The 24,435-nt window shown below is 68.1% G+C and carries 22 protein-coding genes, 4 tRNA genes and 2 pseudogenes; 11 read left to right on the top strand and 17 right to left on the bottom strand.

The genetic code is table 11. From position 1 onward, the window contains the following. Positions 1-3: 3 nt before the first annotated feature. The 9 genes and pseudogenes from ACZ6SD_RS24085 to ACZ6SD_RS24045 all read right to left on the bottom strand — a co-directional run bounded on the left by ACZ6SD_RS24085 (position 4) and on the right by ACZ6SD_RS24045 (position 7,423). A complete protein-coding gene (locus ACZ6SD_RS24085) occupies positions 4-1,479 on the bottom strand; it encodes a Cas10/Cmr2 second palm domain-containing protein (RefSeq protein WP_465319234.1) in 1,476 nt (491 codons plus the stop codon). A gap of 830 nt (positions 1,480-2,309) precedes the next feature. Beyond that, a complete protein-coding gene (locus ACZ6SD_RS24080; RefSeq protein WP_465319256.1) occupies positions 2,310-2,564 on the bottom strand; it encodes a CRISPR-associated endonuclease Cas2 in 255 nt (84 codons plus the stop codon). A 12-nt stretch (positions 2,565-2,576) separates the two neighbouring features. Then, positions 2,577-3,593, bottom strand: coding sequence for a type I-B CRISPR-associated endonuclease Cas1b (cas1b, locus tag ACZ6SD_RS24075; RefSeq protein WP_465319233.1), 1,017 nt, complete (start codon positions 3,591-3,593; stop codon positions 2,577-2,579). Continuing rightward, positions 3,560-3,850 carry a Dna2/Cas4 domain-containing protein gene (locus ACZ6SD_RS24070; protein WP_465319232.1) on the bottom strand — a complete coding sequence of 97 codons (291 nt, stop codon included), beginning with the start codon at positions 3,848-3,850 and terminating at the stop codon, positions 3,560-3,562. Before ACZ6SD_RS24070 ends, cas1b begins: the two co-directional genes overlap by 34 nt. A gap of 2 nt (positions 3,851-3,852) precedes the next feature. Next, positions 3,853-4,029, bottom strand: a pseudogene (locus tag ACZ6SD_RS24065) (Dna2/Cas4 domain-containing protein); the annotation flags it as partial. Positions 4,030-4,052: 23 nt separating this feature from the next. Next, complete coding sequence (locus ACZ6SD_RS24060) at positions 4,053-5,063, bottom strand: hypothetical protein (RefSeq protein WP_465319231.1); 1,011 nt, start codon at positions 5,061-5,063, stop codon at positions 4,053-4,055. A gap of 16 nt (positions 5,064-5,079) precedes the next feature. Continuing rightward, positions 5,080-6,468 carry a CRISPR-associated endonuclease Cas3'' gene (locus tag ACZ6SD_RS24055; RefSeq protein ID WP_465319230.1) on the bottom strand — a complete coding sequence of 463 codons (1,389 nt, stop codon included), beginning with the start codon at positions 6,466-6,468 and terminating at the stop codon, positions 5,080-5,082. 125 nt (positions 6,469-6,593) lie between these two features. Further along, a pseudogene (locus tag ACZ6SD_RS24050) lies at positions 6,594-6,725 on the bottom strand (PrgI family protein); the annotation flags it as partial. After that, a complete protein-coding gene (locus ACZ6SD_RS24045) occupies positions 6,722-7,423 on the bottom strand; it encodes a hypothetical protein (RefSeq protein WP_465319229.1) in 702 nt (233 codons plus the stop codon). The gene ACZ6SD_RS24045 and the pseudogene ACZ6SD_RS24050, both read right to left, overlap by 4 nt. Positions 7,424-8,104: 681 nt before the next feature. On the opposite strand from ACZ6SD_RS24045, the gene ACZ6SD_RS24040 reads away from it, so the two are divergent. Genes ACZ6SD_RS24040 through ACZ6SD_RS24020 form a run of 5 tightly spaced genes read left to right on the top strand, consistent with a single transcriptional unit; the run spans position 8,105 to position 12,098 of the window. Continuing rightward, entirely contained in the window at positions 8,105-9,088 is a 984-nt protein-coding gene (locus ACZ6SD_RS24040) for a hypothetical protein (protein ID WP_465319228.1), read from the top strand. Beyond that, positions 9,081-10,016, top strand: coding sequence for a DNA methyltransferase (locus tag ACZ6SD_RS24035; RefSeq protein ID WP_465319227.1), 936 nt, complete (start codon positions 9,081-9,083; stop codon positions 10,014-10,016). The genes ACZ6SD_RS24040 and ACZ6SD_RS24035 overlap by 8 nt, the downstream gene beginning before the upstream one ends. After that, on the top strand, positions 10,013-10,807 hold the full coding sequence (locus ACZ6SD_RS24030) for a recombinase family protein (protein ID WP_465319226.1): 795 nt from the start codon (positions 10,013-10,015) through the stop codon (positions 10,805-10,807). Before ACZ6SD_RS24035 ends, ACZ6SD_RS24030 begins: the two co-directional genes overlap by 4 nt. Next, positions 10,804-11,325 (top strand): VUT family protein, encoded by a 522-nt coding sequence (locus ACZ6SD_RS24025; RefSeq protein ID WP_465319225.1) that lies wholly within the window; start codon positions 10,804-10,806, stop codon positions 11,323-11,325. The genes ACZ6SD_RS24030 and ACZ6SD_RS24025 overlap by 4 nt, the downstream gene beginning before the upstream one ends. Continuing rightward, on the top strand, positions 11,322-12,098 hold the full coding sequence (locus ACZ6SD_RS24020; RefSeq protein WP_465319224.1) for a deazapurine DNA modification protein DpdA family protein: 777 nt from the start codon (positions 11,322-11,324) through the stop codon (positions 12,096-12,098). Before ACZ6SD_RS24025 ends, ACZ6SD_RS24020 begins: the two co-directional genes overlap by 4 nt. A gap of 35 nt (positions 12,099-12,133) precedes the next feature. On the opposite strand, the gene ACZ6SD_RS24015 is transcribed toward ACZ6SD_RS24020, so the two are convergent. Then, positions 12,134-12,421, bottom strand: coding sequence for a helix-turn-helix domain-containing protein (locus ACZ6SD_RS24015; RefSeq protein ID WP_465319223.1), 288 nt, complete (start codon positions 12,419-12,421; stop codon positions 12,134-12,136). 310 nt (positions 12,422-12,731) lie between these two features. On the opposite strand from ACZ6SD_RS24015, the gene ACZ6SD_RS24010 reads away from it, so the two are divergent. Together ACZ6SD_RS24010 and ACZ6SD_RS24005 are read left to right on the top strand one after the other, a co-directional pair. Next, the gene (locus ACZ6SD_RS24010) at positions 12,732-13,124 is read left to right on the top strand and encodes a helix-turn-helix domain-containing protein (RefSeq protein ID WP_465319222.1); all 393 of its coding nucleotides are present in this window, start codon (positions 12,732-12,734) and stop codon (positions 13,122-13,124) included. A 319-nt stretch (positions 13,125-13,443) separates the two neighbouring features. After that, complete coding sequence (locus ACZ6SD_RS24005; protein ID WP_465319221.1) at positions 13,444-14,490, top strand: tyrosine-type recombinase/integrase; 1,047 nt, start codon at positions 13,444-13,446, stop codon at positions 14,488-14,490. A gap of 50 nt (positions 14,491-14,540) precedes the next feature. On the opposite strand, the gene ACZ6SD_RS24000 is transcribed toward ACZ6SD_RS24005, so the two are convergent. From ACZ6SD_RS24000 to ACZ6SD_RS23985, 4 genes are all read right to left on the bottom strand, one after another. Continuing rightward, positions 14,541-14,615, bottom strand: a tRNA-Val gene (locus ACZ6SD_RS24000). A 1-nt stretch (position 14,616) separates the two neighbouring features. After that, positions 14,617-14,688, bottom strand: a tRNA-Cys gene (locus ACZ6SD_RS23995). A gap of 54 nt (positions 14,689-14,742) precedes the next feature. Next, positions 14,743-14,815 (bottom strand) — tRNA-Gly (locus tag ACZ6SD_RS23990). Positions 14,816-14,926: 111 nt separating this feature from the next. Further along, complete coding sequence (locus ACZ6SD_RS23985; protein ID WP_018687187.1) at positions 14,927-15,352, bottom strand: SsgA family sporulation/cell division regulator; 426 nt, start codon at positions 15,350-15,352, stop codon at positions 14,927-14,929. Between the two features lie 396 nt (positions 15,353-15,748). Here ACZ6SD_RS23985 and ACZ6SD_RS23980 point away from each other — a divergent pair, with 396 nt between their 5' ends. Together ACZ6SD_RS23980 and ACZ6SD_RS23975 are read left to right on the top strand one after the other, a co-directional pair. Further along, positions 15,749-16,159 carry a TIGR02611 family protein gene (locus ACZ6SD_RS23980; protein WP_465319220.1) on the top strand — a complete coding sequence of 137 codons (411 nt, stop codon included), beginning with the start codon at positions 15,749-15,751 and terminating at the stop codon, positions 16,157-16,159. A gap of 49 nt (positions 16,160-16,208) precedes the next feature. After that, positions 16,209-16,280, top strand: a tRNA-Val gene (locus tag ACZ6SD_RS23975). 635 nt (positions 16,281-16,915) lie between these two features. Here the strand turns inward: ACZ6SD_RS23975 and ACZ6SD_RS23970 are convergent. Both ACZ6SD_RS23970 and ACZ6SD_RS23965 read right to left on the bottom strand, forming a co-directional pair. After that, positions 16,916-17,092 carry a hypothetical protein gene (locus ACZ6SD_RS23970; protein ID WP_465319219.1) on the bottom strand — a complete coding sequence of 59 codons (177 nt, stop codon included), beginning with the start codon at positions 17,090-17,092 and terminating at the stop codon, positions 16,916-16,918. Between the two features lie 1,251 nt (positions 17,093-18,343). Further along, complete coding sequence (locus ACZ6SD_RS23965) at positions 18,344-18,592, bottom strand: hypothetical protein (RefSeq protein WP_465319218.1); 249 nt, start codon at positions 18,590-18,592, stop codon at positions 18,344-18,346. 988 nt (positions 18,593-19,580) lie between these two features. Between ACZ6SD_RS23965 and ACZ6SD_RS23960 the strand changes: the two genes are divergently transcribed. Further along, complete coding sequence (locus ACZ6SD_RS23960; protein ID WP_465319217.1) at positions 19,581-21,983, top strand: BTAD domain-containing putative transcriptional regulator; 2,403 nt, start codon at positions 19,581-19,583, stop codon at positions 21,981-21,983. Between the two features lie 27 nt (positions 21,984-22,010). On the opposite strand, the gene ACZ6SD_RS23955 is transcribed toward ACZ6SD_RS23960, so the two are convergent. After that, positions 22,011-23,573 (bottom strand): aspartate aminotransferase family protein, encoded by a 1,563-nt coding sequence (locus ACZ6SD_RS23955; RefSeq protein ID WP_465319216.1) that lies wholly within the window; start codon positions 23,571-23,573, stop codon positions 22,011-22,013. 314 nt (positions 23,574-23,887) lie between these two features. Here ACZ6SD_RS23955 and ACZ6SD_RS23950 point away from each other — a divergent pair, with 314 nt between their 5' ends. Next, a complete protein-coding gene (locus tag ACZ6SD_RS23950) occupies positions 23,888-24,403 on the top strand; it encodes a flavin reductase family protein (protein ID WP_465319215.1) in 516 nt (171 codons plus the stop codon). The last annotated feature ends 32 nt before the right edge of the window (positions 24,404-24,435 follow it).

Genomic DNA, 24,435 nt, shown 5'->3' with positions numbered 1-24,435 from the left:
CGGTCACCTGGACACCTCCGCGACCGCGAACTCGGCCAGTTCCAGCAGGTCCAGCACTGGCGCGGTTCCCGGACCGGACAACGCCTCGACCAACGCTTTGTCCTCCTGCGTCAGCGCACGCCTATCCCATTCCGCGACTCGCCGTTCGGCGAGCCGCGGGTCGGTGCGCAGTTCGCCGCGCAGCGCGTGCAGTTGGGTCCTGGTCACCACCCGCTCCCGGTCGCCTCTGGGCGCGTCCCGCACCAGCGCCGCGTGATCCACCAGCCACTGCCAGTCCCGCTGCGCGGGCACCCGCACCCGGTCGCTGGCGGGCAGCAGGAACGGCCGCCGGGTGGCCGACGTCCAGTCCCGCCCGTCCCACACCCGGTAGCGGTCCCTGATCGCGGCCAGGTCGGCGACCGAACTGTCCAACAGCACGTGCACATCGAGGCCGTGGCACCCGTCGTGGTCCGCGGCGACCCGCTTCGCGCTCCGGCACAGATCACCGGCCAACTCGTGCGCGGTGGAGAACGGAAAGTTCGGCTTGGTCACCGCGACCCCCGCCGAGACCGTCAGCCCGCCCGCGACAGCGGCCACCAGCGGCTCGGCGGCGGCCCGCGCCCCGAACTCGGTTAGGTAGCGCCGCGCGAACGCCAGTGCGTAACGGCCGTCCACCAGCGCGGTCAGGTCGTCCCCACCGACAACCAACGGCACTACCGGCAAGTCCCGCGTCCGGCCCACCAGCCCGGCGACCACAGCCACCGCGGCGCCGAACGCCTCGTCAGCGCACCGTTGCACGGCCTCGCTCAACGCGCCGACGGACCTCTCTCCGGCGAACCCGGTCAGCCCGGCGAGCGCCTCGGGCGCCCGCTGGAACACCCGACCCAACCGGTTCGCGTCGGCGTGCACCACCCCCACCCAGTCCACCTCGCCGAGCAGGTCACCGGTATCCACCAGCCGCAGACCCGCACCCTCTGCCGTGGACTCCAGCACCTCCGCCATCCGCCGGTGCGCGGCCCACCGAGCCCGCCGCTTGGCGAGAACCGATGCGGACAGCGGCAACGGCTCCTTCCCTGACGGGAACCGGCCCTTCACCCTGTCCCCGTCCGAAAACCATCCGGCCGCAGGCAAATCCGTCGACACACAGGCGGCCACAGCGGGCAGCCGAGGCCAGCGCGCCCCCACCCCGGCGACCCGGTCGACGTGCCGCCGCCACTCCAGGTGCACCGCGGCGATCTCGTCGGCCGTCGGCTCCGCGTCCGCGATCGACACATGCGCACCCAGCACCGAAAGCCCCGGCGCCTCCCGCAACACGAACTCCGACACCGCCCGAACCAAGGCAACCGCCGCGGCCTCCGAGTCGACCACCACCAACGTCGACCCCGACGACGCCTGCACCACCCGACCGGAACCCAAGTGCTCGCGCACCACCGACGTGGTCGCCTCGGAAATCAGGTAGGACGCCCCCACCGCCTCCCGCAACCGGTTGCTGGCGAACACATATGCCTGATTCCCCGACGAAGCCACCAACACCAGCCGCACGCAACCCCCAGACAGCAGAACACCTACAGACCGGATCGACGGAGATCCCCATCCGTTACACCCGATGGCACCCGAGACCTTGGTCGTGCACAGACGCGAAATGCCAGGAAGCACGCTACGGCATCCCACCGCGCCGCGAGCGCAGGCCGGACGAGTTGATCGGGTGGGCTGACTGTTCTGCCGCAACGGTTAGGTGTGCGAGCCCAGCAGTTGCCCCAGCGGGAACCCAGGTGCCAACCAATGACCAGGTCGCCGCGCGGAAGCCCGACACCGGTCACCAGCGACGTGAGGCCGCTCGCATCAGGTGACCCGAGGACACGGGTGCCGCCCTCCTAGCACCAATACGGCCCAGAGTGGTCAGCGCCGCACGGTTGCCGACCCTCGTGGGGCCAATGAGAACCTCAGCGGTTGCTGCGCCGCACTACCTGGCGTGCTGGACGTTGTCATCCCTCGTAGGGGCGATGAGGACTGCTGAGATCCAGCGGCGCAGCAGTGGCGCGAGGAGTTGCGAACCCTCGTAGGGGCGATGAGGACCCGCCACCTGGGGCTGATCGACCCCACGATCGAGATGTTGCGAACCCTCGTAGGGGCGATGAGGACGCGGCGGCCGCGCTGGAGCGGCCCCTGACCGAGGCGTTGCGAACCCTCGTAGGGGCGATGAGGACCCGAAGGTAAAGGCGCAGGTCAGGCAAGGTGTCGGGTGGTTGATTTGGGCGGGTTTTGCAGTGAACCTCCGGTCGTGTTGCGGAGCCCGGGGTGTCGCTGAAATTTCGGCGTGCGGGGTGGGGTCAGAGGATGTCTTGGGGTGCGGTGGTTGTGGGTCCCCATTCGTGGCGTTGGGGGGTGGTTCCTGGTGGGTAGGTGTAGACGATGACGTTGTCGTAGGTGAGGTCGAGGTGGGTTTCGACTGCGGCGCGGAATTTGTGGAGTTGGGCTGGGGTGAGTTGTCCTTCGAAGACGCTGCGTTGGATGTGGTGGAGGTATTGGCGGCAGGTTCGGAGGATTTTGGGGTTGCGGTGGGCGGCGGTGTCGTAGACGACAATAACGTGGATGGGTCACCACCAGATTCGGAAGGGTTTGTAGGGGGTGCCCTCCAGGCAGTGGCGGGTGAGGGCCAGTGCGTCGAGGTAGAGGAGTTCGTCGTAGGCGACGGGGCGGCCCAGGGTGCGGTGGGCGATGGTGGTGGCGAGTTCGTCGCGGACTGTTTGGACGAGGAGTTTGCAGCCGGTCTCGCTGAGCATGGCGTGGTTGGTGTCGGTGTCGAAGTGGTGTTGTTTGAGTTGGTTGCGGTTGGCCATGCGGAGCAGGAGTCGTTCGGCGAACAGTGGTTTGAAGGTCTCGGCGAGGTCGAGGGCCAGTGAGTGGCGTTGGCGTTCCATGCTGCTGTGCAGGAAAGCGATGCCGCTGTGCAGCGGGGTGAGTTTGATGGCGGTGAGGGTGCGGGCGTAGACGATGCCGTTGACGTAGCTGATGAAGGCGTTGCCCGCGTTCTTCGGCGGGCGGCGGCTGCGTCCGGCGAGTTGGAGCCAGTCGGGGAGTTTGGTGTCGAGGACTTCCCAGGCGGATCTGCGGAAGGTGCCTTCGGCGCCCATGAGTTGCGCGGAAGTCCGCGCTGTTTCGATGGATGCCTGCAGGGTGTTGTAGGGGCGGGTGAGGAGTTTGCGGTCGATGACGCGGCGGACGTTGAAGGCGCAGGAGTCGACGAGGGCGCGGGCGATGGCCAGGCTTGCGGTGGGGTTGCCTGCGGTGCGGGCTTGGGCGAGCACGGTTTCGCCGGAGGTGCTGGTGTCCGAGGTCAGCAGTGAGCCCGCGTAGTCGCCGTAGTGGCTGAGCAGGTGGATGTTGATGCGGTGTCTGTTGAGCAGGGCGACCACGGCGGTGTTGATGTCGACTTCGGCGCAGGCGACGATATCGCGGACGTCGGTGATCGGGATGTGGACTTTGTCGGCGCTGGGTCGTTCGATGACGAGGGACTCGTCCTTGCGGCGGATTCGGCAGGCGGTGGTGAGCCAGTAGGTTCTCGACGCGGCGGGCATGGTCATTCCGTCCAGCAGTAGTCGGTGAAGCTGCACCCGCGGCAGGAACTTCGAGCCAGCTTGGGTGGTGAGGACGGCGCGGCGACGACAGCGAGGACGTCGGCGATGTCGGTCTCGGCCTGTCGGGCGGCTTCGGGGGTGTAGGGGTCGCGGTGGGTGCGGCGGGTCTTGGGGTAGTGCAGGACCGCGCCCTGCGCGTCGACCCCGACCTGACGCAGGCGGTGGCAGTGTGACGGCCCTGCGCCTGATCCGCCGGACTCGGCCGGGCGGACGATTTCACCTCGTGGACCCACAGTTGCCCGTCGAGGAAGTCCAACCGGGCCGCCCCGAGGTCCACGGGGGAGTGACGGGTGTAGCTGGTGTCGTGCACGGCCTCACCCAACTGCACCGCCGCGCTCAGGTGCTCCGGGCGGATTCCCCTGACATAGAGCCAGAGTTGGCGGCGGCAGTGGTACAGGTACTTGACGTGCACACCGCCGACATCGTCCTCGCCGATCACAGGACCATCCCCCGGTTGTAGGTCTCGTTATCGCGGTTGTTGATGGCGAGTAGTCCGAGTTCAGGGTCGTATTCGCCGTCGATGACGTTGACTTTGAGCCGCTTCTCCCACTGGGTCAGGCGCCCGGCCCAGTACGGCACGGGCACGAGGTATTCAGCGGCCAGCAGGCGTCCGACCGCGCCGTCGGCTTGCGTGAGCGCCGCGATGTAGTCGTCGCGGTCTTGGGCGAGCACGGCCTCGGTGCCGTCGAACATCTTGTCGAACTCGTCGGCAAGGTGGGCGCGGTCGTCGAAAGGGTACCGGAAGGTCAGGAACGCCTGGTGGAACGCCTGGCTGCGGTGCTCCACATCGGCTCGCCACGTCTCGCCCCAGGACGAGGTGTAGATCTGGTCGAGCCAGCCGGTGGCGTCGGACTCGTCGATGGGGTCGCCGTCCTGGCGCAGAAGAATCCGCCATGCCTGCTCCACGGGGTCGCGGGGGTAGATGCCGTCGGCGTACTCGCCCGCACTGCCGCGCCTTGTGGTCCAATCGGGTCGGTGGACGATCACGTCGGCATGGGGACGTAGACCGAGCCGGTTGACTCTGCCGAAGCGTTGGAGCAGGGCTTCCAGCGGCGCCGCCGCGGTGAACAGGACATCGAAGTCGAGGTCCATGCTCACCTCGACCACTTGGGTGGCGACAAGCAATCCCGGGCGACGCGAGGAGATTTCGTTCGAGGGTCGGGTATTGAACCGGTCGATGATCTTGTGTTCGATCTTCGAGCGGTCGCCTCTGCGGAACCGGGAGTGCAGCAGAACGGCCGCGTCCTTCCCGTGCCGTGCGCGGACGGCGGGGGCCAGGGTCTGGAACAGGTTCATCGTGTGGGCCACGTTGTTGGCCACGACGAGGACCGACTCGTCGCGATCGAGGCGTGCGCGGATCTCGGTGATCGCGTCATCGTCGGTGAGGTGGTGGTCGCGGGTTCGGAGACGATGCCGCGCTGGCCGATCCGTCGCGGGTGCTTGCACCGTCGTCGGTCCGCGGTCAGGCTGCGGGTGAACAGGTCGGCGAGAACGGCCGGGAGGGTGGCCGAGAGAACCGCCACGCGTCCGCCCAGGCGTTCCCAGAGGCGCGCGGTGGCAAGGATGTATCCGAGGCGTTGGGTGTCGTAGGCGTGCAGCTCGTCCAGGATGAACACGGAGTTCGCCCCGTCGACGAGGATTCCGGAGTGCGCCGGACCGGCGAGAGCGGCCCGCAGCAGTTGGTAGGGAGTGCCGACCCGGACGCTCTCCTGGAACAGGCGGGTGGCGGCGGCGCGTGAGAGTGCCTTTGCCGCGGCGTCGATCCGGCAAGGTCCACCGGCATCGGATTCCTCGGCGCCGTCTTCGCCCCGGATCGCGGCTGTGAGGTGATAGGACGCTGCACGGGAGTGCGCGACACCCACGGCCCCGGGGAACGCAGCGTCTGTTCCAACCGGGTGGCCATGGCATTGATCGAGGACAGGTAGGGCAGTGTGAAGAACACTCTCGGCACACCACCGGTTTCCTTGCCGATCGCGGTCACCTGGGTCGCGGCCCACAACAGCGCCGCCTCGGTCTTCCCGCTGCCGGTCGGTGCGCGCAGCAGCAGATGCCCGTCGACGTCGGCCGCGCGGCGTTGGTGGTCGCGGAGGGTTTTTCCCTTCGCCTGCCAGTCATCGTGGAGGAGTCGGGGGAAGGAGCCGTCGAGCGGCTGGTCGAGGGACAGGTGGCCGTGCGCGGAGGAGAGATGGTCGGACAAGGTGACCGCGCCTTGCAACAGCACCGCCGCGAGCCCCTCCTCGGTTTCGGCGCCGTAGGCCCACCTGTCCAGCAGGTTGTCGAGCAGCTGGTGCGCGAACTCGATCACCGTGGTGGTGCTGGCCGGGTACTCGTCACTGGTTACCGGTAGCCCGGCTTGGGCGGCTTGCAGGCGAAGCCACCGGATCAGGGCCGAGACCTCGCTGGCCTCGATGGGACCCATCCGGTCGAGAAGTTGGTCTACTCGAGCGGAGCCATAAAGGAACTGCAGGTCGTGCCCCGCGCGTCCGGTGAGGGGACGATGGTGTGTGGCGACACCGGCGGCGACCCACGCCAACAGTGCCGGGTCGTCGATCAAGGAGGGCAGGAAACCGAGGGACATGACCTCGTGCCGCTCGCCCCACACGCGCACCGCGCCCGAGAGCATCTGCTGGAATCCCGCGGGCACTTTGCCCGCATCGTGGGTCAACGCGGCCAGGAGCACGGCATCCCAGTAGGCGCCGCCGAGGACGTCGTCCGCGACTTGCAGACGGCCGACGCGCTCGCGCAGTCGCCTGCCCGAGGCCAGGGTGAACGCCAAGTGGGTGGTGAGCAGTTCCGCGGGCTGCCCGGATCGGGCGCTTTTCGCGTAGACCTCGTCGAGGACGTCATCCACCAATGATCACCGGACGTTCGGCTTCGGCCAGGTGATCCGGGTGGGTGAACGGCAGCAGTTGCACGGCCTGCCCCTCGTCGGTGGACATACTCTCGGTGATGATCGACTGTGTCCTTCCGGAAGAGTCGAACCGGTAGGTATGCCCCGTACAGCACGATCCCGGTCACAGCGAGGATGAACAGCTGCCGCACGGTCAGCGGCCCAATCACCCGGTCCTCGCGGTCGACGTCGGCGGGAATCCTTACCGGCTGGCTCATTTCCCTTCACCTCCTGGAGCGGGTTTCGGTGCGCGGAACACCGGCGGTGGAACGGACTGGGTGCGCCGGTAGGCGTCACCGATACGCGGCTCCGGCGTCGGTTGCCGAAACACCGGCACGCCGGGCGCCGAGGTCGACTTCGGCGGTGAAGGGGGTGGCGGTGGCGGCGGATTGGCCGGTTGGAACCGCAGTTGCGGGGGCACCGATGCGGTGCGGATCGGGCGGGCCTTTGGCGGGGTGGCGCCGTGTCGACGCGGTCCTCCAGGGGCTTGGAACCGGGGTTTCGGTCCGGGCCGTGTCCCTTGCGGGGGTGTGGGGGTCGCGGGGGCGGGTGCGGAGCTGAACTCAGGCGGCATGGCTGGTCCCTGGTTCGCCGGGGTGACGGCGGGGTCGTGGGTGCTCTGCTGGGGTCCGGGTTGCAGGAACCGGGGTGCCTGCGAGGGCAGCCGCGACCGGCGGGCCGCGCGGGCGCGCTCGGCGTCATGGGCGGCCTTGAGCCGCTTGGCGACCATGTCCGGAGTGGGCGCCAGGCGCGGCTGCGTGGGCCACGACGGGTCCGCGGACCCGTTACCGCCGCCCCGACCGTTGCCGCCGCCTGCACGGGTCTTGGTCGCGCCTGCGGCGCCGGACTTGCCGATCGCGCCGGTCTTGCCCGCGACCATGCCGAAGGTCTTCGCCGCGATGTAGGCGCGGGCCAAGCCGCCCAGCAAGGAGCGCCCGGCCGTTCAGCGACATCGGATGCGGCCCGGTCACCAGCCAGGTGAACGTGTCCCGCGCGATATCCAATGAGTTCGGGGCAACGTTGTCGCCACCGCGACGAAAAACAGAGTGCACTGCCATGTCATGACTCCCACGGCGTCGATGCGAACAATAACGACACCAGGAAGTCACAACCGATACCACGGAAATACCACGCCACCACTAGTCGCCAACCAGCGAACTGCGGCGAGGCTACTAGAAAACTACTATTTCGCCCCACCAGCGCGTCGAGTCAAGATCAAAATCTGGCCTTGTGACCTACGATTGTTGATCGAACCTAGTAGCCGCCGAGCTGCGGTTCTAGTCGTTTGCTAGTACAGCCCTGGTAGTCACTGCGGGCCCCCGACGCGGCCCGGCGGCAAGATCCACGCTGCATCATCGGAAAAATCTTGAAAATCTGGCTGCGACTGACCCGGGAAGCGGCTCACGGCGGCGCGGGACGACCGACAAAGCTGTTCCTTGGTCACGGCTTCGGCGGAACCGTTAATCGCTTCGAGTCACGATTGGCCCGAGTCGGCACGACGTAAAGAGATTGACGGTACGTGTCCAAAACAGTGTCCAAATACGGAGTTAAGGGGGGGCAGAACGCACGGCACCCACGTCGTCGGAGGAGACCCGCGATGACCCCGACACACGGCAACGGCTCACCGGGAGACGGTTCCCCGGAGCACGGCCCGACCGACCACCCGACCATCCCGATCCAGCGACCACAGCGGCGGCGAACACCGCGCATGCGCACCCTGCGCCCCACGCGGCACCACTCGCGTTCCGCCCGGCCGAGCACCGTGTGGCCATGCGCCCAGGACGACCTCCACGAGGGCGCCGGACTGCTCGCCGCCTGGCTGCTGACCGCGGTCGTCAAGACCGTCACTACCTACACCCAGCCCGGCCAGCGGGTGCTGCTGCTCGCCCCCGCGCCCTACCTTGCCCCGCCCGCGTCGTGGTCACCGACCGGGGGCCGCAATCAGTCACGGCCCGGCCCGTACGCCGGACTACGCGAAGCGGGCTGGACCGTGGTCCGGCTCGGCCGCGGCGTCCAAACCCAGACCGCCATCGCGCACCCCGACCCGGTCGGCGAACACCCCGGCGACGCCTCGACCGAGTCCGAGTCCGGCCCCCGACCGCGCACCGGCCCGCCGACCACCAAGCAGGCCGCCGGGCCGTCGACACACCGCCATCCTGGACCGGACTCGGACACGATCGGCGTCGGTCCGGACCACTACGACCTCGTCATCACCGCGGCCGACCCACGCACCCTCGACCGGTTCCGCCCCACCGACTGGGCCGATCTACTCACCCCGACCGGCACCCTCGCCGTCATCACGAACAGTGACCACTCCCGCGGTCGGCTCGCCGACCCCGCCGGCTCGCTGGTGCGCGCCGCGCGCCGCGCCGGGCTGCGCTACCTCGACCGCATCACTCTGCTGCGCGTGCCCGTCCGAGACGGCGCGCTGGCCGTCGCGGCCCCGGCCCCGCACGCCCGACCGCAGGCGCCCGCGACGCCAGCTCGGCACACGCAGGTGCACGACGACCTCTTCGTGTTCACCAACCACCAACCATCCCCGGCCGACGCCGCCAACAGGAAGGAGACCTCCGGTGACTGACCACCCCACGTCGCCCTGGCCACTCCCCCTGCCACCGGGGGAGCCGCCGATCCCGCCTCTGTCGGTCTGGCCGACCGGCCAGCGCGACCCGCTCGCGCAGCTACGCGACGCCGGGTGTGTGCCCGGCACCGAGACCGACACCGACCGGATTCCGCCCGACCTCGCCGCCCACGCGATCGCCACCTACACCCGCCCCGGCGACCTCGTCCTCGACCCCGACTGCGGCGCGGGCACCGTCCTGACCGCGGCACTGCGCATAGGCCGTCACGCGCTCGGACTCACCACCCGCAACCGGTGGTGGACCCTCGCCCGCGCCAACGTCACCGCCGCCAAAACCGCAGGCGCTTGGCCCGACGGCTCGGTCCTCGACGCCCGCCCCAAGGTGCTCGCAACCGTCCAGGCCGCCGGGCTGATCGGGCGAGTCGGACTCGTCCTGACCACCCCGCGCACCACGGACCGAGAGAGCAGTCCGGACCACGACCCGATCGAGTCCGCGCTCGCCGACCTCGCCACGACACTGCTCTACTGCGAGCCGCTGCTGCGCCCCGGCGGACACGTCGCCGTCATCGCGCGACCCCTCCGGAACCCGGACGGTGCGCTGGTCGACCTGACCACCCCGCTCATCGCCACCGCAACTGCGGCCGGGCTGGCGCCCGTCGAGCGGTGCATCGCGCTGACCGCCGGACTGCGCGGCAGCCGACTGGTCACCCGAACCTCGCTCGCTGAACGCCGCGCTGCCGCCCGAGCACGCGCTGCCGGGACGCCGACCGTGCTCACCGCGCACCACGAGGTGTTTGTCTTCCAGCTCGCCCACGACGCCGAACTCGCCGCCGCTGCGGCAGTTGGCATCCCGTGGCCGACCAAGGACCAGGTCACCCGCCCCGCCGTCAACGGCGCCAAGCACCCCGGCCGGGGGCGAGCGGCATGACCACCCGCCTGTACTGCCGCGAGTGCGGCTGGCACCCCGAGTTCCGACGCAAGCGCGCTGCATTGCGCGCCGGCGCACGCCACCGTTGCACCGGCACACCGATGGTCGAGACCTGTCCATCGTGGTGGTCCCGCCTGTGGGCAAACCTGTGGACAAGCCAGTCGGATACCTCCGCCGTCGACACCGAAGCACGAGCGAATGAGCAGACCGGTAACGACGCACTCGTCGATGCCCGCGGCAACCGCATCCAGTGGGCAGCCCTTGCCACGCACCATGCCGAGACCACCCGCCGCGCCCGCCAAGCCATGGTTGAACTCGTCCGCGCTGGCTACCAGATCGGCCCACCGCCCTACGGCTACCGCGCCCTGCGCATCCGCGTCACCGAAACCAACGGACACAGCAAACTGCGGACAGTCCTGGTCCCGGACTGGCAGACCGCCGCGGTCGTCAAACAGATCTTCACCTGGCGCACCGAAGACGGCCTGAAGTTCGCCACGATCGCCACGCGACTCAACAACGCCCCGCGCCAGTACCCGGCACCAGTGCCCAACGGGCGCTGGACCGCCAAAACCGTCCGACGAATCGTCACCAACGCCAAATACACCGGGCGCCAGGTCTGGGCCCGCACCATCGCAGGCCGCCCGGCACCCATCGAGCAGTGGGTCACCTCGGCACCAAAGATGCACGAACCACTGGTCGACGAGCGCACCTTCCACCGTGCCCAGCCCGGCCCCGCCGAAGGTCCGCCCGACGTGGAGGACTCGGCCAGTACCCGGCCGAGTGCGGCATGACTACCTGCCGGTGGAACGTCGCCGCCGTGGTCCTGTTCGCCGCGTACGCGGCGACGATCGCCGGGGCGAACTGGGCCACCACGCTCTGGCCGGCGGTCGCTGTCGCGGGCCTGCACGTTCCCGCAGGCGCGCTCATCGCCGGGCTTGCGTTCACCGTCCGGGACCTCCTGCAGGACGCTGTCGGCACCCGGACAACGCTGCTCGCGATCGCGCTCGGCGCGGTGTTGTCCGGGTTGGTCGCCGAGCCGCGCATCGCGCTCGCCAGCGCGGCGGCCTTCGCCGTCTCCGAACTGGTCGACCTCGCCGTCTACACCCCACTACGACAGCGCAGTCGCCTCGCCGCCGTGGGTCTGTCGAACGCGATCGGGCTGCTCATCGACAGCCTCCTGTTCCTGCCCTTGGCCTTCGGCTCACTGACCTACCTCACCGGCCAACTCGCCGGAAAGACCGCCACCACCGTTCTTGCGGTCGCCGTGCTCGCGGGCGCCTGCGCTCGCCGGAGGGCGGTGCCAGCGTGAAGTTTTACCTGGGCATCCATCAACCCATCTGGCTGACGCGCGTACGCGACATTCCGCTGCTGGTCTCGCACCGTCGACTCGGCCACCGCCGCACCCTGCCCAGATCCATCACCGAATGGGCGCTCGACTCCGGCGGCTTCACCGAACTGCAGCTCCACGGTCGCTGGCAAACCACCGAGAAGGACTACGTCCGGGCGATCCGACGCTACGCCGACGAGATCGGCAACCTCGCCTGGGCCGCACCCCAGGACTGGATGTGCGAACAGAGCATCCTCAAGCGCACCGGCCTGACGGTCCGCGAGCATCAACGGCGCACCGTCCGCAACTTCGTTCGCCTGCGGGAGCTCGTGCCTGAGCTTCCCTTCGTGCCTGTGTTGCAGGGCTGGACTTTGGCGGACTACGAGCGCTGCGCCGAGCTTTACAGCCGCGCCGGCATCGACCTGGAGTCAGCGCCACTGGTCGGCGTGGGCACAGTTTGCCGACGCCAGAGCAGCGTCGAAGTCGAGCGCGTCATGCGCGCGTTCGCCACGCGCGACCTGACCCTGCACGGCTTCGGCATCAAGATCACCGGCCTCAATCGATACGCCGAGGCCCTATTCAGCTCGGACTCGATGTCCTGGAGCATGCGCGGCCGGTACATCCCCGGCTGCACAGCCAGCCACCGCAGCGAATCCAACTGCCTCCGGTTCGCGCTCAACTGGCACCGCCGAGTCCAGGTAACGCTGGGCGCGGCCCCCGAGCAAACAAGCGACAGGAGGGCGAAAGCCGCATGACAACCAACGCCGCTCCTCGCCAACCGCGTGTGTCGTCAGCAATCTTCCTGCGGACAGGTGCCGTCGGGCTCGTCGCTGATCGAGACCTCCCGTGGCGCATCGATACCGAACAGTTCGTTCGGTGTGCACCGCAGCGTGGTGCACAACGCTTCCAGCGTTCTCACCTTCACCTGAACCGGCTGGTGGTTGATCAGATCCGAGATCGACTGCTTGGACAGTTCGAGACCGCCGCGGCGGGCCAACAGTTCACGCAGATCCTTGGCCGTCCACACGTCCCGCGAGGCCATCACCTGCCGCAGTCGCCAACGGATCCGCACCCTCACGCCGCCCTGTCCTCGCCTTCTATCAGCGCTTCGCGCCGACGTCGAACACGGCTCAGTGTCCCCGACGGTTGCCGCAACATGGTCGACAACTCCCGGCGTGTTCAGCACACAGCCGGTGATCTTTGCGTGAAACTAGACCTAGTCAGGTTGCACCTGACTAGGTCAGCCAGTAGTTTGCTTGATGACAGGCTGCTCGTTGCTCCGGGCAGGAGGGGTGACGTGCGCGTCCAGCGGAGTGTCCGGCGACAAGCGATGACACAAACCGTGTTCCCGCGACTCTTCCCTACCCATCGAATGCGCGGTGGGCGAGATGACTGACGCTGTCACGAACTCCCCCTTCGACTTCTCCAGCCTGAACGAACCGACCGTTTCGTCCGACGGCGACGGGCTGCACAGACCAGGACAAGATGGGTCCGACGACCAGCATGACCACCTGGTGACGAGCCTGATGGAGTTGACCGGCGCGATCCGGCAACTGGTCGCGAGATCTCCCGTGTCCTCGGAGGAACTGCTCACCGCGGAACAGTTGGGCGACCTGTTCCGGATGTCCCCACGCACCCTGCGCGATCTCGCGGCGGCCGGTCATATTCCGCACCACCGAATCGGCAAACACTACCGGTTCAGCCGCGAGGACATCGCGGAGATTCTCCAGATGACACGACAGACCATGCGAACCCGCCGCTCCCGGCCGAGAGTGGCGTGAACCAGTGAAAGAGTAGGAGAAAATGGCACACGCAGAACGCAGAGGAAATGGATGGCGGGCGCGATACAAGCGCCCCGACGGGACCTGGGGAAGCCAAGCGGGCTTCACCTCGGAGACCGCGGCGGAGAATTGGGGAAACGATCAGGAGTCATTGATTCGGCGGAACAACTGGATCGACCCTCGGGACGCCGAGACCCCGTTCAGGGATTTCGCCGAGGAGTATCTGACCGCGATCAGCCCTCGCCTCGGCGAAGGAACAGCCGCGAAGTACAGGTCCCACCTGGACAACCAACTGCTGCCACAGTGGTCAGCATGGCCGATGATCGGAATCTTCAACAGCTACATCGAGATCGAGAAGTGGGTGTCGGAGCTGCACGAGGACTACGCCGAGTCCACTGTGGCGTCGATCTTCGCGACGTTCTCGACCTTCCTCAAGGCAGCCGTGAAGGCGCGGATCATTCCGGCCAGCCCTTGCAGCGGTGTCCGGGTGACCTCCGGTGAGTACGCGCCCGAGCGTTTGGTGGCCTCTCCGGTGCAGGCATTGCGGGCGGCGATGCGGTTGTACGAAGGCGGACTCGGCCTGAGTGGGTTCTCCCTGTGCCTGGCCGACTTCTACACCGGAGCCCGGTGGAGCGAACTGGCCGGACAGCAGCGGCACGAATACGACGAGTCGAAGAAGGCGATCTGCATCCAGGCGCCGCTGAAGGAGGTGGGCGGCGTGCTCAAGAAGTACGGCGAGGCGATGACCGAGACCGAGGCACCCTCGGTCGCGTCGCCGTCACGGCGACGACGCGGTGCGGCGGCGCGCAAGGGCCGGACGAAGACCCCGGCAGGCACGCGCTGGATCCAACTTCCACCGAGCATCGCCACGTTCTACGAGATGCTGCTCGACAGCCACCGGCACTCCTGGGCGTTCGTCACGCCCGAAGGCAAACCGTGGCGACGGTCGAATTTCCGGCAACGGTACTGGCGGCCCGCATGGGACGGCGTCCACCCCGACAACCCCGACGCCGAGGACCACGCGCCCGCGATCCTGCCCTGGTTCACCTTCCACGAGGGACGACACACCCACGCCACCTGGCTTACCGAGGACGGTGTCCCCGAGGTCGCCCGCCGAGCCAGGCTGGGACAGAAGATGAAGGGCATCGCCCGGATCTACGACCATGTGACCGACGTCATGCGCAAGCAGATCCTCGATGCCCTGGAGGTCCGCTGGGAATCGAGCCTGCTCGCCTTGACGACGGCGGAACGGTCACAGTTGGTGACGTGGTTCCCACACCTCGGACCGGTTCTCGCCAGGCTCATGATCGACACCCAGGACGGTAAGAAAGACGCCGTCTCCCATCCGTCTCCCATAGACGGCTGAAGCCCCACCCCTCACGAGGAGGAATGGGGCTTCTGACCAGCCTATATAACTGGTGGGCGATACTGGGATTGAACCAGTGACCCCTACCGTGTCAAGGTAGTGCTCTCCCACTGAGCTAATCGCCCGAGGCGGAGGCGGGAATCGAACCCGCGTACAGGGCTTTGCAGGCCCTTGCCTAAGCCACTCGGCCACTCCGCCGGATCCCGAAGGGTTGGCCCCCGGGGGGCCGGCGCAGAGGCCGAACCGCTTCCGAGCGGACGACGGGATTCGAACCCGCGACCCTCACCTTGGCAAGGTGATGCGCTACCAGCTGCGCTACGTCCGCAAGCCACCGGTTTGGGGGCTTGCGGGGCGGTTTCCCGTCCGGCCCTTCCTCCGTGGTGCGAGCAGAACTCTATCGGACGCCGGTTCGCCGCTCCAAATCGGGGGGTGGTGATCAGGTGAGGTCGGTGGAGATCAGGTGCGTGAGCGCCTCGTCGACGTCGACCCACAGGTGCTCGTTACCAGGGACGACGACGTCGTAGGTGCGGTCGAGGAAGTCGGCGAGTTCCTGGGCCGACGCCTCGAACACGGCGTGGCCCGACGGCGAGCTGAGTTCGATCACGACGACCTCCGGGTCGTCCACCGCGGGGCGGATCCGGACATCGCCGTCGCCCGCTTCGGCGATGAGGCCGTCGGCGAGGAGGTCGCGGGCGAAAACCCACTCGACCCAGCCTGCGCGGCCGGTGCGGAACGCCGCAACCACCGCGTACGGATCACGCGTGTCGTACCGCAGTTCGACCTTCACCGGGACCGCTGGGGTCCTCGGCGCCAAGAGGTCGAACACCGCGGTGGACCGCAGCGTGACGTGATCGTTTCGCATCGTCGCTACCCTTCTTCTCCCCTCCCAGCCCAAACGACTGAGCCCCTACTATGTGACGCTCCAGCGCCCCGATCTGAACGCCGAACGAGCCGACATCACCCATCCGGGCCACTGCCGCGCACCCGGGGCAGCCGTGCCGCTTCGCAAAGTGACAAACCCGCTCCGAGGCGCTTCCCATACTGGCTGGTTTTTCTCCCAGTTGGTAGCGCCTCAAGCACGAATATTCGCCGACGTTTATGTGCCTGGCGCACCAATCTCGCGCTGACCTGGGCCGCCCGGTCCTCGTTGTGGCCAGAGTTACCTTCCCGCAGGTCACGGCCAGGCCTGATCGTTCCCGCTGCCATCTGGGTACTCCCAGAGCACAATGGGCCAGATGGGTGGAAGGTGCGTGATCTAGTGGCAGGCGAGACTCGTCGGAAAGGTCTGGCACGCCCGGACTGGGCGGACAAGAACCCGACAACCCGCGCCGTATGGCGCACGGGCGTCGCCGTGGTCGGCGGACTCGTTCTCGCGGGCGGAATCCTGATGATCCCGTACCCCGGCCCGGGATGGCTCGTCGTCTTCGCGGGCCTGGCGATCCTCGCCGTCGAGTTCAGCTGGGCCCACCGCGTCCTCACCTACGCCCGCGGCAAGTACGACGCCTGGACCGACTGGCTCAAGCGCCAGAGCCTCGCCGTGCGCCTGCTCGTCCTGGCGCTCACCGGCGTCATCGTGGTCGCCACCATCTGGCTGCTGAACGGATTCGCCCTGGTCGGCGACTGGTTCGGCATCGAGTGGCCCTGGCTGGGGTCCCCGCTTTTCACCTGAGCCGAGAGATCCTGTACTCTCTTCCACGTCGACGCGGCCCAGCCGCGCCGGGCGATTAGCTCAGCGGGAGAGCACTTCGTTCACACCGAAGGGGTCACTGGTTCGATCCCAGTATCGCCCACTGGTTATACATGCAGGTCAACACCCTGTTAGCGGATCTTGCTGGCGGGGTGTTGACCGTTGAGGAGCAGTGTGATCTGACCCGGATACCCAACCGGAAGGGGTAGGCCGCTTCCGTTGGTATGCGTCGTGTTCGGCCCGTGTCCAGCTCGCATTCTGCTCCCAGCGGTGTCGCGGGTTGATCAACATGCGCTTGACCATGGAGTCTGTGACGTGGCTGTAGTCGTCATCGACATCCCGGCGGCGGTGCCCTAGCTGGAACAGGCGCAGGACGCGGGGGACGCCCCTCTTCGATGAGCCAAGTCTGGATGAGTGTGGCGTAGGTCATGAAAGTGCATGCCTTCCTGTAGTGGTGGCCAGCCGAGTTCGAGGTTCCCGGCCACGACGGGCAGCCAGAAGCGGCGGCGGTCGCGCCCCACGCGTAGCAGTCCTCGCACGAGTCGATCCTCAGCGGGGAGAACCGGTGGCAGTGGACGCACAAGCCCGCGCTGTAGTAGTTCTCCTTCGAGCCGCAGCGTTGGCATGGCGGCGGGGTCACCGGGCCGCCGGGCTGGTATGTGTAGCAGTACTCCGATTGACGGTGCTTGACCGGCCGCTGGCCACACCCACGGCAGAACCTTGATCACGGCCGACCGCTCACGCCGGAGGTGCCGATCGATGCCGCCCGAACCGCAGGGCTACCACCGTGCTCGCGCCGCCGGTGGCTTCCGCCGTTTTCCGTGGCTTGCGCTCCGCGACTTTTTCGGGCTCGCGGATCAGCAGGTCGGTGGGCTCACACTCCAGCAATGCGTCCACATCGTTGATCGCCGACACCAGACGGGTTTGTGACCGCGGCGCCGGTTGCCCTGGCCGTACCCGGACGTGCGGCTTGTCATGGTCGCCCAGATCGGGTCACCAGTCACTGATGTCCAGCATCACCGACTCGCTGATCCGCAAACCAGCGCGGCGCCACAACGAGGCGACCATGTAGTCCCGTGCCGCCGGCAGGAACTTCCGGGCATGCGGCAACGCGTCACGCCACGCCGTGAACAGGTCTCGACCTCGTCCTGCGACGGCGGCACTCGCAGGTCCGCGTAGTCCGGTTTGGACGGACAGTTGAACTCGTCCACCGGCTGCTCGAGTACATGTCCGGTAAGGGCGTGGATGTTGCCCTGATATCGCACCACCAGGAAGTCGAAGAACGCGGCCAACGTCCCTGCCTTGTTATTCACAGTGGACGCTGCTCGGCCACGCTTGCGTTGATCAGCCAGGAGATCCTGCGGACGCGCAGTCCACACAGGACGGACGAGACTTATGCGCATCTCTGTTCATCAGGAGACGACATGCACCATGAACATCGGCATTTTGTCGGGAATATCGTCCATCTGAATCTGCACGCGATCGAGTGGACCCACACCCACCAGGGCAGGGACCGACCTGGGCCTGAGATCGATCAACGAACTCGCGACAGTTCAGACAATCGATCCCTGGCCACGCGAACGCCGATCCCCAGCTTGTCAACAAGAAAGAGGAACGGAATGGCGACGACCCAGGACATCGAACACCGAGTACAACAGGCTGATGCCGCCCGCAGCGCGAAACGCGCTCGGGCGGTACTCGCCGAGCAGCTCGACGACATCGAGCGTGAACTCGGCGATGTGCTCGCCGTCGTGCAGGACGTCATGGACATCGATGAACTGGCCGCCTTCATCGACCTACCGGCCGCCGATCTCACCCGCTGGCGTGATGCCCGCGCCCGCCGCGAGCTCACCCGGCCCACCCGCAAGCGGCCCGCCGAGGAAGTCGAGAGCGGCAGCGGACGAACCGCGCGGACCAGGGCACCGGCGCCAGCGGCGAGCACGGCGGCCGACTGCCACACCACCTGCGCGGACGAGACGGCGCGCCCCGGCCGACGTCGCACGACACCACCACGGCGCCCAGGAGACGTCCTGTCCGGTGTCGCCCGGCGGGGTGCTGATCGACGTGTAACCCTGTGCTGCCAAGGAATCAAGCGCGTCGTGACCACCCCATCGCACACCCGAACGTCGGACACCGGCGCGGTCGAGCACGGGCCGCCGCGCCCGATCAGCCCTGGCAAGCGGCGGTCGTCTCGCCGGACGGGTGCTGCGGGGCCTGATCGCCACCACGGCGCTGCTCGCTCTCGTGGCCTGAGCGATCCTGCTGTCCGTCCTGGGCAACCGCTCGCACCGGCCGGTCCATGGTCCTCGGCCGGGCAGCACGGTGCAGGTCGCGGCGACCGCCCCGGCCTGGCAGCACCTCGCGCATCTGCGTGCCGACGACAAGTCCGACCTCGACCACGACCTCGACACCCACTGGAACGACGGAGACGACGACGTTCTCGCCGACGCCGTGAGGAAGGTGTGTTCCATCGCCTCCGCCGTCGTGGTCGCATTTCTGCGACTTGTTTCAATCTTTCGGACGCACCGCGCACCGCGGTGGCACCGGGGCTGGGGTGCGCGACGGTCGCGAGAACGCCCTGGACCTCGCCGCCGCGCGTGGGCTCGGGCTGGTCGGCCCCCGGTGCCCCGGCTGCCGTCCGGGCGTTGCTGCTCGCCGCGCTTGCCACCACCGACCGCCCGGCCTGCTCGGGTGAGGCGGGTGTGGTGGTTCCCGTCGATAATCTGGCCCTCGTACTCGGACACCAGGCCACCGACCTGCGCACCGCCTTGCGTGGTCGCCGACTTGGGCGCCGTGCCTGACGCGGTGGAGGCCGAGAGCCTCGTGCGCGCCACCAGCAACGATTGCGCGCCGTGGCCGCCGCTGGTGCTGGTAGCACGCCCTGCGCGGCACCACGGACGGCTTCAATCCGTTCCTCGACAACGGGCGGCATGCGGCGTCACCGGGCTGCTGCTACTGGGCCAATGGCAGCGCGGCGCCCGAAGCACGCGAACGGCATTATGCGGCTGATTCCCCAGGTCGGACGTACTCCATTGCGGACTATGCTTTCGAGGGACAGAAGCTACCTGGTCATCCGCTTTAGCTATGACCTACGCCGGAATCCATGGCACGATCCCCGGTGCGCAAGGTAGGCTCACCGGGTGACCAAGTCACGGAAAGTAGCCGTCGCGCGCGGTGTTGACGCGACTTTGCGTCCTCACTAGCCTTGAGGAAATGCTTCCTTTGCGCGTAAAGGCGCGGAAGAGTGCTGGCCGGCACTTTGACGGCACAGTGTGGTCAACGCATCGAGGCGGGACCAGGTCGGGGACAAAACTTAATACTCGTATCGCTGGGCCGGAATCCATTAGGACTGGGATCGTGGCTCAGTTCCGAATACAACCCTGGGGGGGCTATGCAATTTCGGATGTTGGGCCCGCTGGAGGTCTTGGTCGACGGCGGACAAGTTGCGCTCGGTGGAGTCAAGCAGCGCGGCACGCTGGGTTTCCTGCTACTGCACGCGAATCGGGTGGTGGCGATCAGCCAGTTACTCAGAGCATTATGGTCCGACGACACACCCACCTCGGCCAGGAAGATCCTGCAGAACGCGGTCTGGGGGCTGCGCGGCATGTTGGTCGAATCCGGTATCCCCGGCTCGCCCACCCTGCTGACCCAGGCGCCCGGATACATGCTCTGCGTCGACCCCGACCAGGTCGACCTCTACCGCTTCCACCACTTGGTGGCCAAGGGAAGGGCGGAACTCGACGCGGGCTCGGGCGAGCCCGCCGCCGCCGTCCTGCGCGACGCGCTCGGCCTGTGGCGGGGTCCGGCGCTGGCTGACCTGGTCGAGGCGGGCACCGCGTGGCCGGAACTCACCGCGGTCCAGAACTCCAGGCTCGACGCCATGGAGGACTGGTTCGAGGCTGAGCTGGCCTGTCGCCGCCACCATGCCATTCTGGGCGACTTGGAGGCGATGGTCGACAGCGAGGCGCTGCGCGAGCGCTCCTGTCGCCAGCTCATGCTCGCGCTCTACCGCTGCGGCAGGCAGGCCGACGCGCTCAACGTCTACAGCAGGGTGCGCGCCAAACTCGTCGACGACCTCGGCCTCGAACCGGGTCGTGAGCTGCAACTGCTCCAGCACGCGATCCTCACCCATGATCCGGCGCTCGTCCTGCCGCATGCCGCCGTCGCGGTCGGCCACAACGCCGTTCACGACGCCGTCCACGACGTGGCCCTCGGCGAGGGGATGCGGGGCAACCGCGCCCTTGTCGAGGGCCCGCCCCACGCCGCGGCGCCGCCGGAGATCGTGCCCGCCGGGTCGGACTTCCCGGAGACCGAGCGGGTCGGCCAGCCCGCTCAGCAGTCCGACCGCGAGACCGAGCGCAGGAACGTCAGCGTGATGGTGGTGCGCACCCAGCTCACTCCCGACTTCGACGAGGTGGACGCCGACGACGTCGACGAAACCTTCGAATGCATGGCCACCACCATCCGCGAGGCGGTGGAGTGCTTCGGCGGCGCGGTCACCGCGTCCTTCGGATCGGTGTCGATGGCGGTGTTCAGCAGTTCGAATGTGCCGGGGGAGAACTCCGAACGCGCGGTCGGCGCGGCCCGCTCGATCCGAGATCGGCTCGGCGTCTCGGCGATGCTGGCCGCCCAGACCACGCCGGCGGTGCGCGGCCTGAGCATCCACGCCGCGGTGGCCACCGGCGAGGCACGTGTGCGCTACCGGGGCGACCAGACCGACGGGCCGCCCCGGGTCAGCGGCGCCCTGCTCGACGGATGCCAGTCGATGCTGTCGCTGGTGCCAGCGGGCGAGATCTGGGTCTGTGACAACACCCGGCGCTCGACCGAGGCCGCGATCGACTACCAGCGGGTTGGCGAGGAGGCTTCCGGCTGGCGCATCGGTCAGTCCTCCCCGGACTACGCCGACTATGCCGCGGTGCCGCTGATCGACCGCGAGTGCGAACTCGATGTGCTGCACGGCGTGCTGAACCGGGTCCGCCACCGCGGCCGCTGCCACGTGGTGACCGTGCTGGGTGAGCAGGGTATCGGCAAGACCAGGCTGGTCAAGGAATTCGAGCGGATCGAGACCGCGGGCCAGGACCCGGTGCGCTTCCTGATCGGTCGTGCGCAGGCCCGACCGGACGAGCGAGAGAACCCACTCGCGGTGCAAGCCGAGATCTTCGCCGCCTACTGCGGGGTTCGGCGCGGCCACAACTCCGCCACCGTGCGCGAGAAGGTAGTCACCGCGATGCGCGGCCTAACCGGTCCTGAGGAGGCCACCCGGCTGGCCACCTGCCTGCTGGCCCTGGTCGAGCCGGACGGCGCCGCGCACCTGCGGGCGCAGCTCGGCCGGGTGCTCGACGCCTGGCGGCACTGCCTGCTGCTCATCGCCAGGAAGCACCCGCTGGTGATCGTGATCGACGACTTGCACCACGCCGACAGCGTCCTGCTCGAGTCGGTGAAGAACCTGGCCGACCGTGCCGAGTCGGCGCCGCTGCTGGTGATCGCCACTGCCAGAGGGGAACTGCTCCAACGGCGGCCCGACTGGGACGTGGGCAGACGCCACTCGGTCACTATCACCTTGGAGCCGCTCTCCGACGCGGCCCTCGACCGGGTCGCCGAGTCGCTCACCGCGACGATGGACAGCGAGTTGGAGCACTTGGCAGGCGGGTACTGCGGGGCCTCGCTGGCCCAGGCAGGTGACGAGCCCGACATCCGCCGCAAGTACGTGCGAATGCTGCTGCGGCAGGAACCCGTGCGGGTTTCCACTCGGGACGAGGAACTTCATCTCAGCGGCAACGTGCCCTCGCCCCGCACGCACGGGTAGCGAGGGCACGGTCCGACCGCCTCCCGGTCAGCCCGCGACGAGCCGATCCGGCTCGTCGCGCAGGATCGCGCAGACCTCGCGCAGCGCCGCGCAGGTCTGCGCGATCTCGGCGTCGGTGAGGTGGACCGACGGCTCGAACCGCAGTGTGCGCGCCGCGCTCGCGGTCGGAAAGATCCTGATCCGGTGCGCGCGCAGCAGATATCCGGCGATGAGGTAGCCGAGCAGCCCGGCTCGGGCACTCTCGGCCACCGGCTCCGACGGCGACGTCGACTGGTCGTGGAACTCCAGCCCGAGCATCAGTCCGACACCCCGGACCTCGGTGAGGACGTCCGGGAAGTCGGCAAGCACGGCCCGCAGCGCCGCGGCCAGCGCGGCGCCCCTGCTCGCCGCGAGCCGGTAGACGTGGCCGTCTGCTGCCTCGAGCAGTTCCAACACCTTGAGCGCGATTGCGCAGGAGAAGCCGTCCTTGGCGAAGGTCGAACTGTGCACGAACTCGAACTCGCCGCGGTAGCGGGAGGCGCGCACGAGCAACACCGAGGCCTTGGCCAGCCCGCCGCCGAGGCTCTTGGACAGGGTGTAGTAGTCGCCGCGCAGGCCGATGGCCGAACTCGCCAGGAACGAGCCGGAGCGGCCCATGCCGGTCTGGATCTCGTCGACGATCAGCGGGCAGCCAAGCGCCGCACACGCCTGCTGGATCTCGTCGGCGAAGTCCCTGGTGAGCACCTTGATGCCGCCCTCGCCCTGCACCGGCTCGACGAGGAACGCGGAGAAAACCGGCGCGTCGACCGGCACGATCGCCACTTCGCCGTCGACGAGCACCAGGTCGAGCAGGGTGGCCCGCTCACCGTCGATGATCTTCGCCAGCGCGCCGGGCTCGTCGGCTGGGACGAACCGGCACTGCGCGGCGAGCGCTTGGAACGGCCTTCGGAACTCCGGGTTGTGGGTGAGTTGCACGCTGCTTGCGAGTTTGCCGTGGAAGGAGCCTTCCAATGCCAGAAACAGCGGCGGCGTGGCCGACTGGCGGGCGTTGCGCCTGCGCACCTCGGTGGCCAACTCGTCGAAGTCAGACACTCCCACCTGCTCGTAGACGCCGCCGGGCACGACCGCCGTGCCGTCGAGGACGGCCGCGCTCGCCTGGTCGAGGTGCGCCTCGATCCGCGAGTTGAGTTCGGTGAGCCGCAGCACCCGGTCGAGTTCGGCGTGTTTGATTCCCGCCTCGATGGCCTCGGCCCCGGTGTTGGCGAAGATCGCGTGGTACGGCTCGTCACCGGGCTGCTCCCGTGCGATGATCGAGTTCAGCGCGACCGCGAGCCGGTTCGCCGACCCGTGCCGGGAGAACTGGGCGTGCACCGCGGTGTCCGCCGCGAGCAGCGCGTGGGCGTGCGCGACGATCTCGGGGTGGTTGTGGCCGAGGATCAGCGAGCCGTAGCCGCCCACGAGGTCGAGCACGGCGAACTCGCCGCCGTCGCCGTCGGCGGCGAACATGGTGTTCCCCCGCGCGCGGACGTACTCGACATCGAGCCCCACCGTGGCCAGCAGCCCGCGCATGTTCGGTTCGGCGAGTTCGAGTTCGGTATTCGACGCAGTCATGTCCTACCCTTTTCCGCTGTCGTGTCGGGAAACTGTCGGGAAATTCGTGCCATTTGGCGTCCGGTGCGGCGACGCTATCGGCGCGGCTGAATCGCCGGAAAACGCGCGGATGGTCCCGCGCATATGCGCGGCGTCTGCGCGAATCCTGTACCGAGGTTGGTCATCATCGGGTAACCGCGTGCTCATCGTCGCGCTGAGCGGCGGCGATGACCGCACTGTGACCGTGTGCAACCGGTTCGTCGGTAAGGTCGCTTTCGGTGTATCGACACGGGATATGCGGCCGGAAACGACGTCATGACCGAGAAGGGCACATCGTGAATTCTCCTCTGCTGGGCGACCAGGTCGTCACGCTGCGGCAGGTGATGTCCCGGTTCGCCACCGGGGTCACCGTGCTCACCGTCGGTGGCGAGCGAATACACGGAATGACCGCCAACGCGTTCAATTCGGTCTCGCTGGACCCGCCGAGGGTGCTGGTTTGCGTCGCGCACACCGCGGTCATGCACGGCGCGATCACCGGGGCGGGCCGGTTTGGGGTGTCGATCCTGGCGGCGGGCCAGGAAGACGTCGCGCGGCACTTCGCCGACAAGCGCAGAACGCTGGGCGCGGTCCAATTCGAGCGGTTCGACTGGCGGCCGGGCGAGCACACCGGGGCGCCGCTGATCTCCGGGGCGTTGGCCTGGCTGGAATGCGAGTTGACCGAGTCCTACGCCAGCGGCGACCACTCGATTTTCGTCGGGACCCTGCTCGGTCTCGGCGAGGGCGCCAAGGGGCCCGCGCTGCTGTTCTACGACGGGGCCTTCCATTGGATCGCCCCTGTCGCCGTCCGCTGACCGGTCCGCTCTCGGACCGGTCCGACAACAAC

The organism is Actinokineospora sp. NPDC051303, from assembly GCF_055586285.1.
The sequence above is the reverse complement of the archived record's forward strand: the minus strand, read 5'-3'. Positions and strand labels throughout refer to the sequence as shown.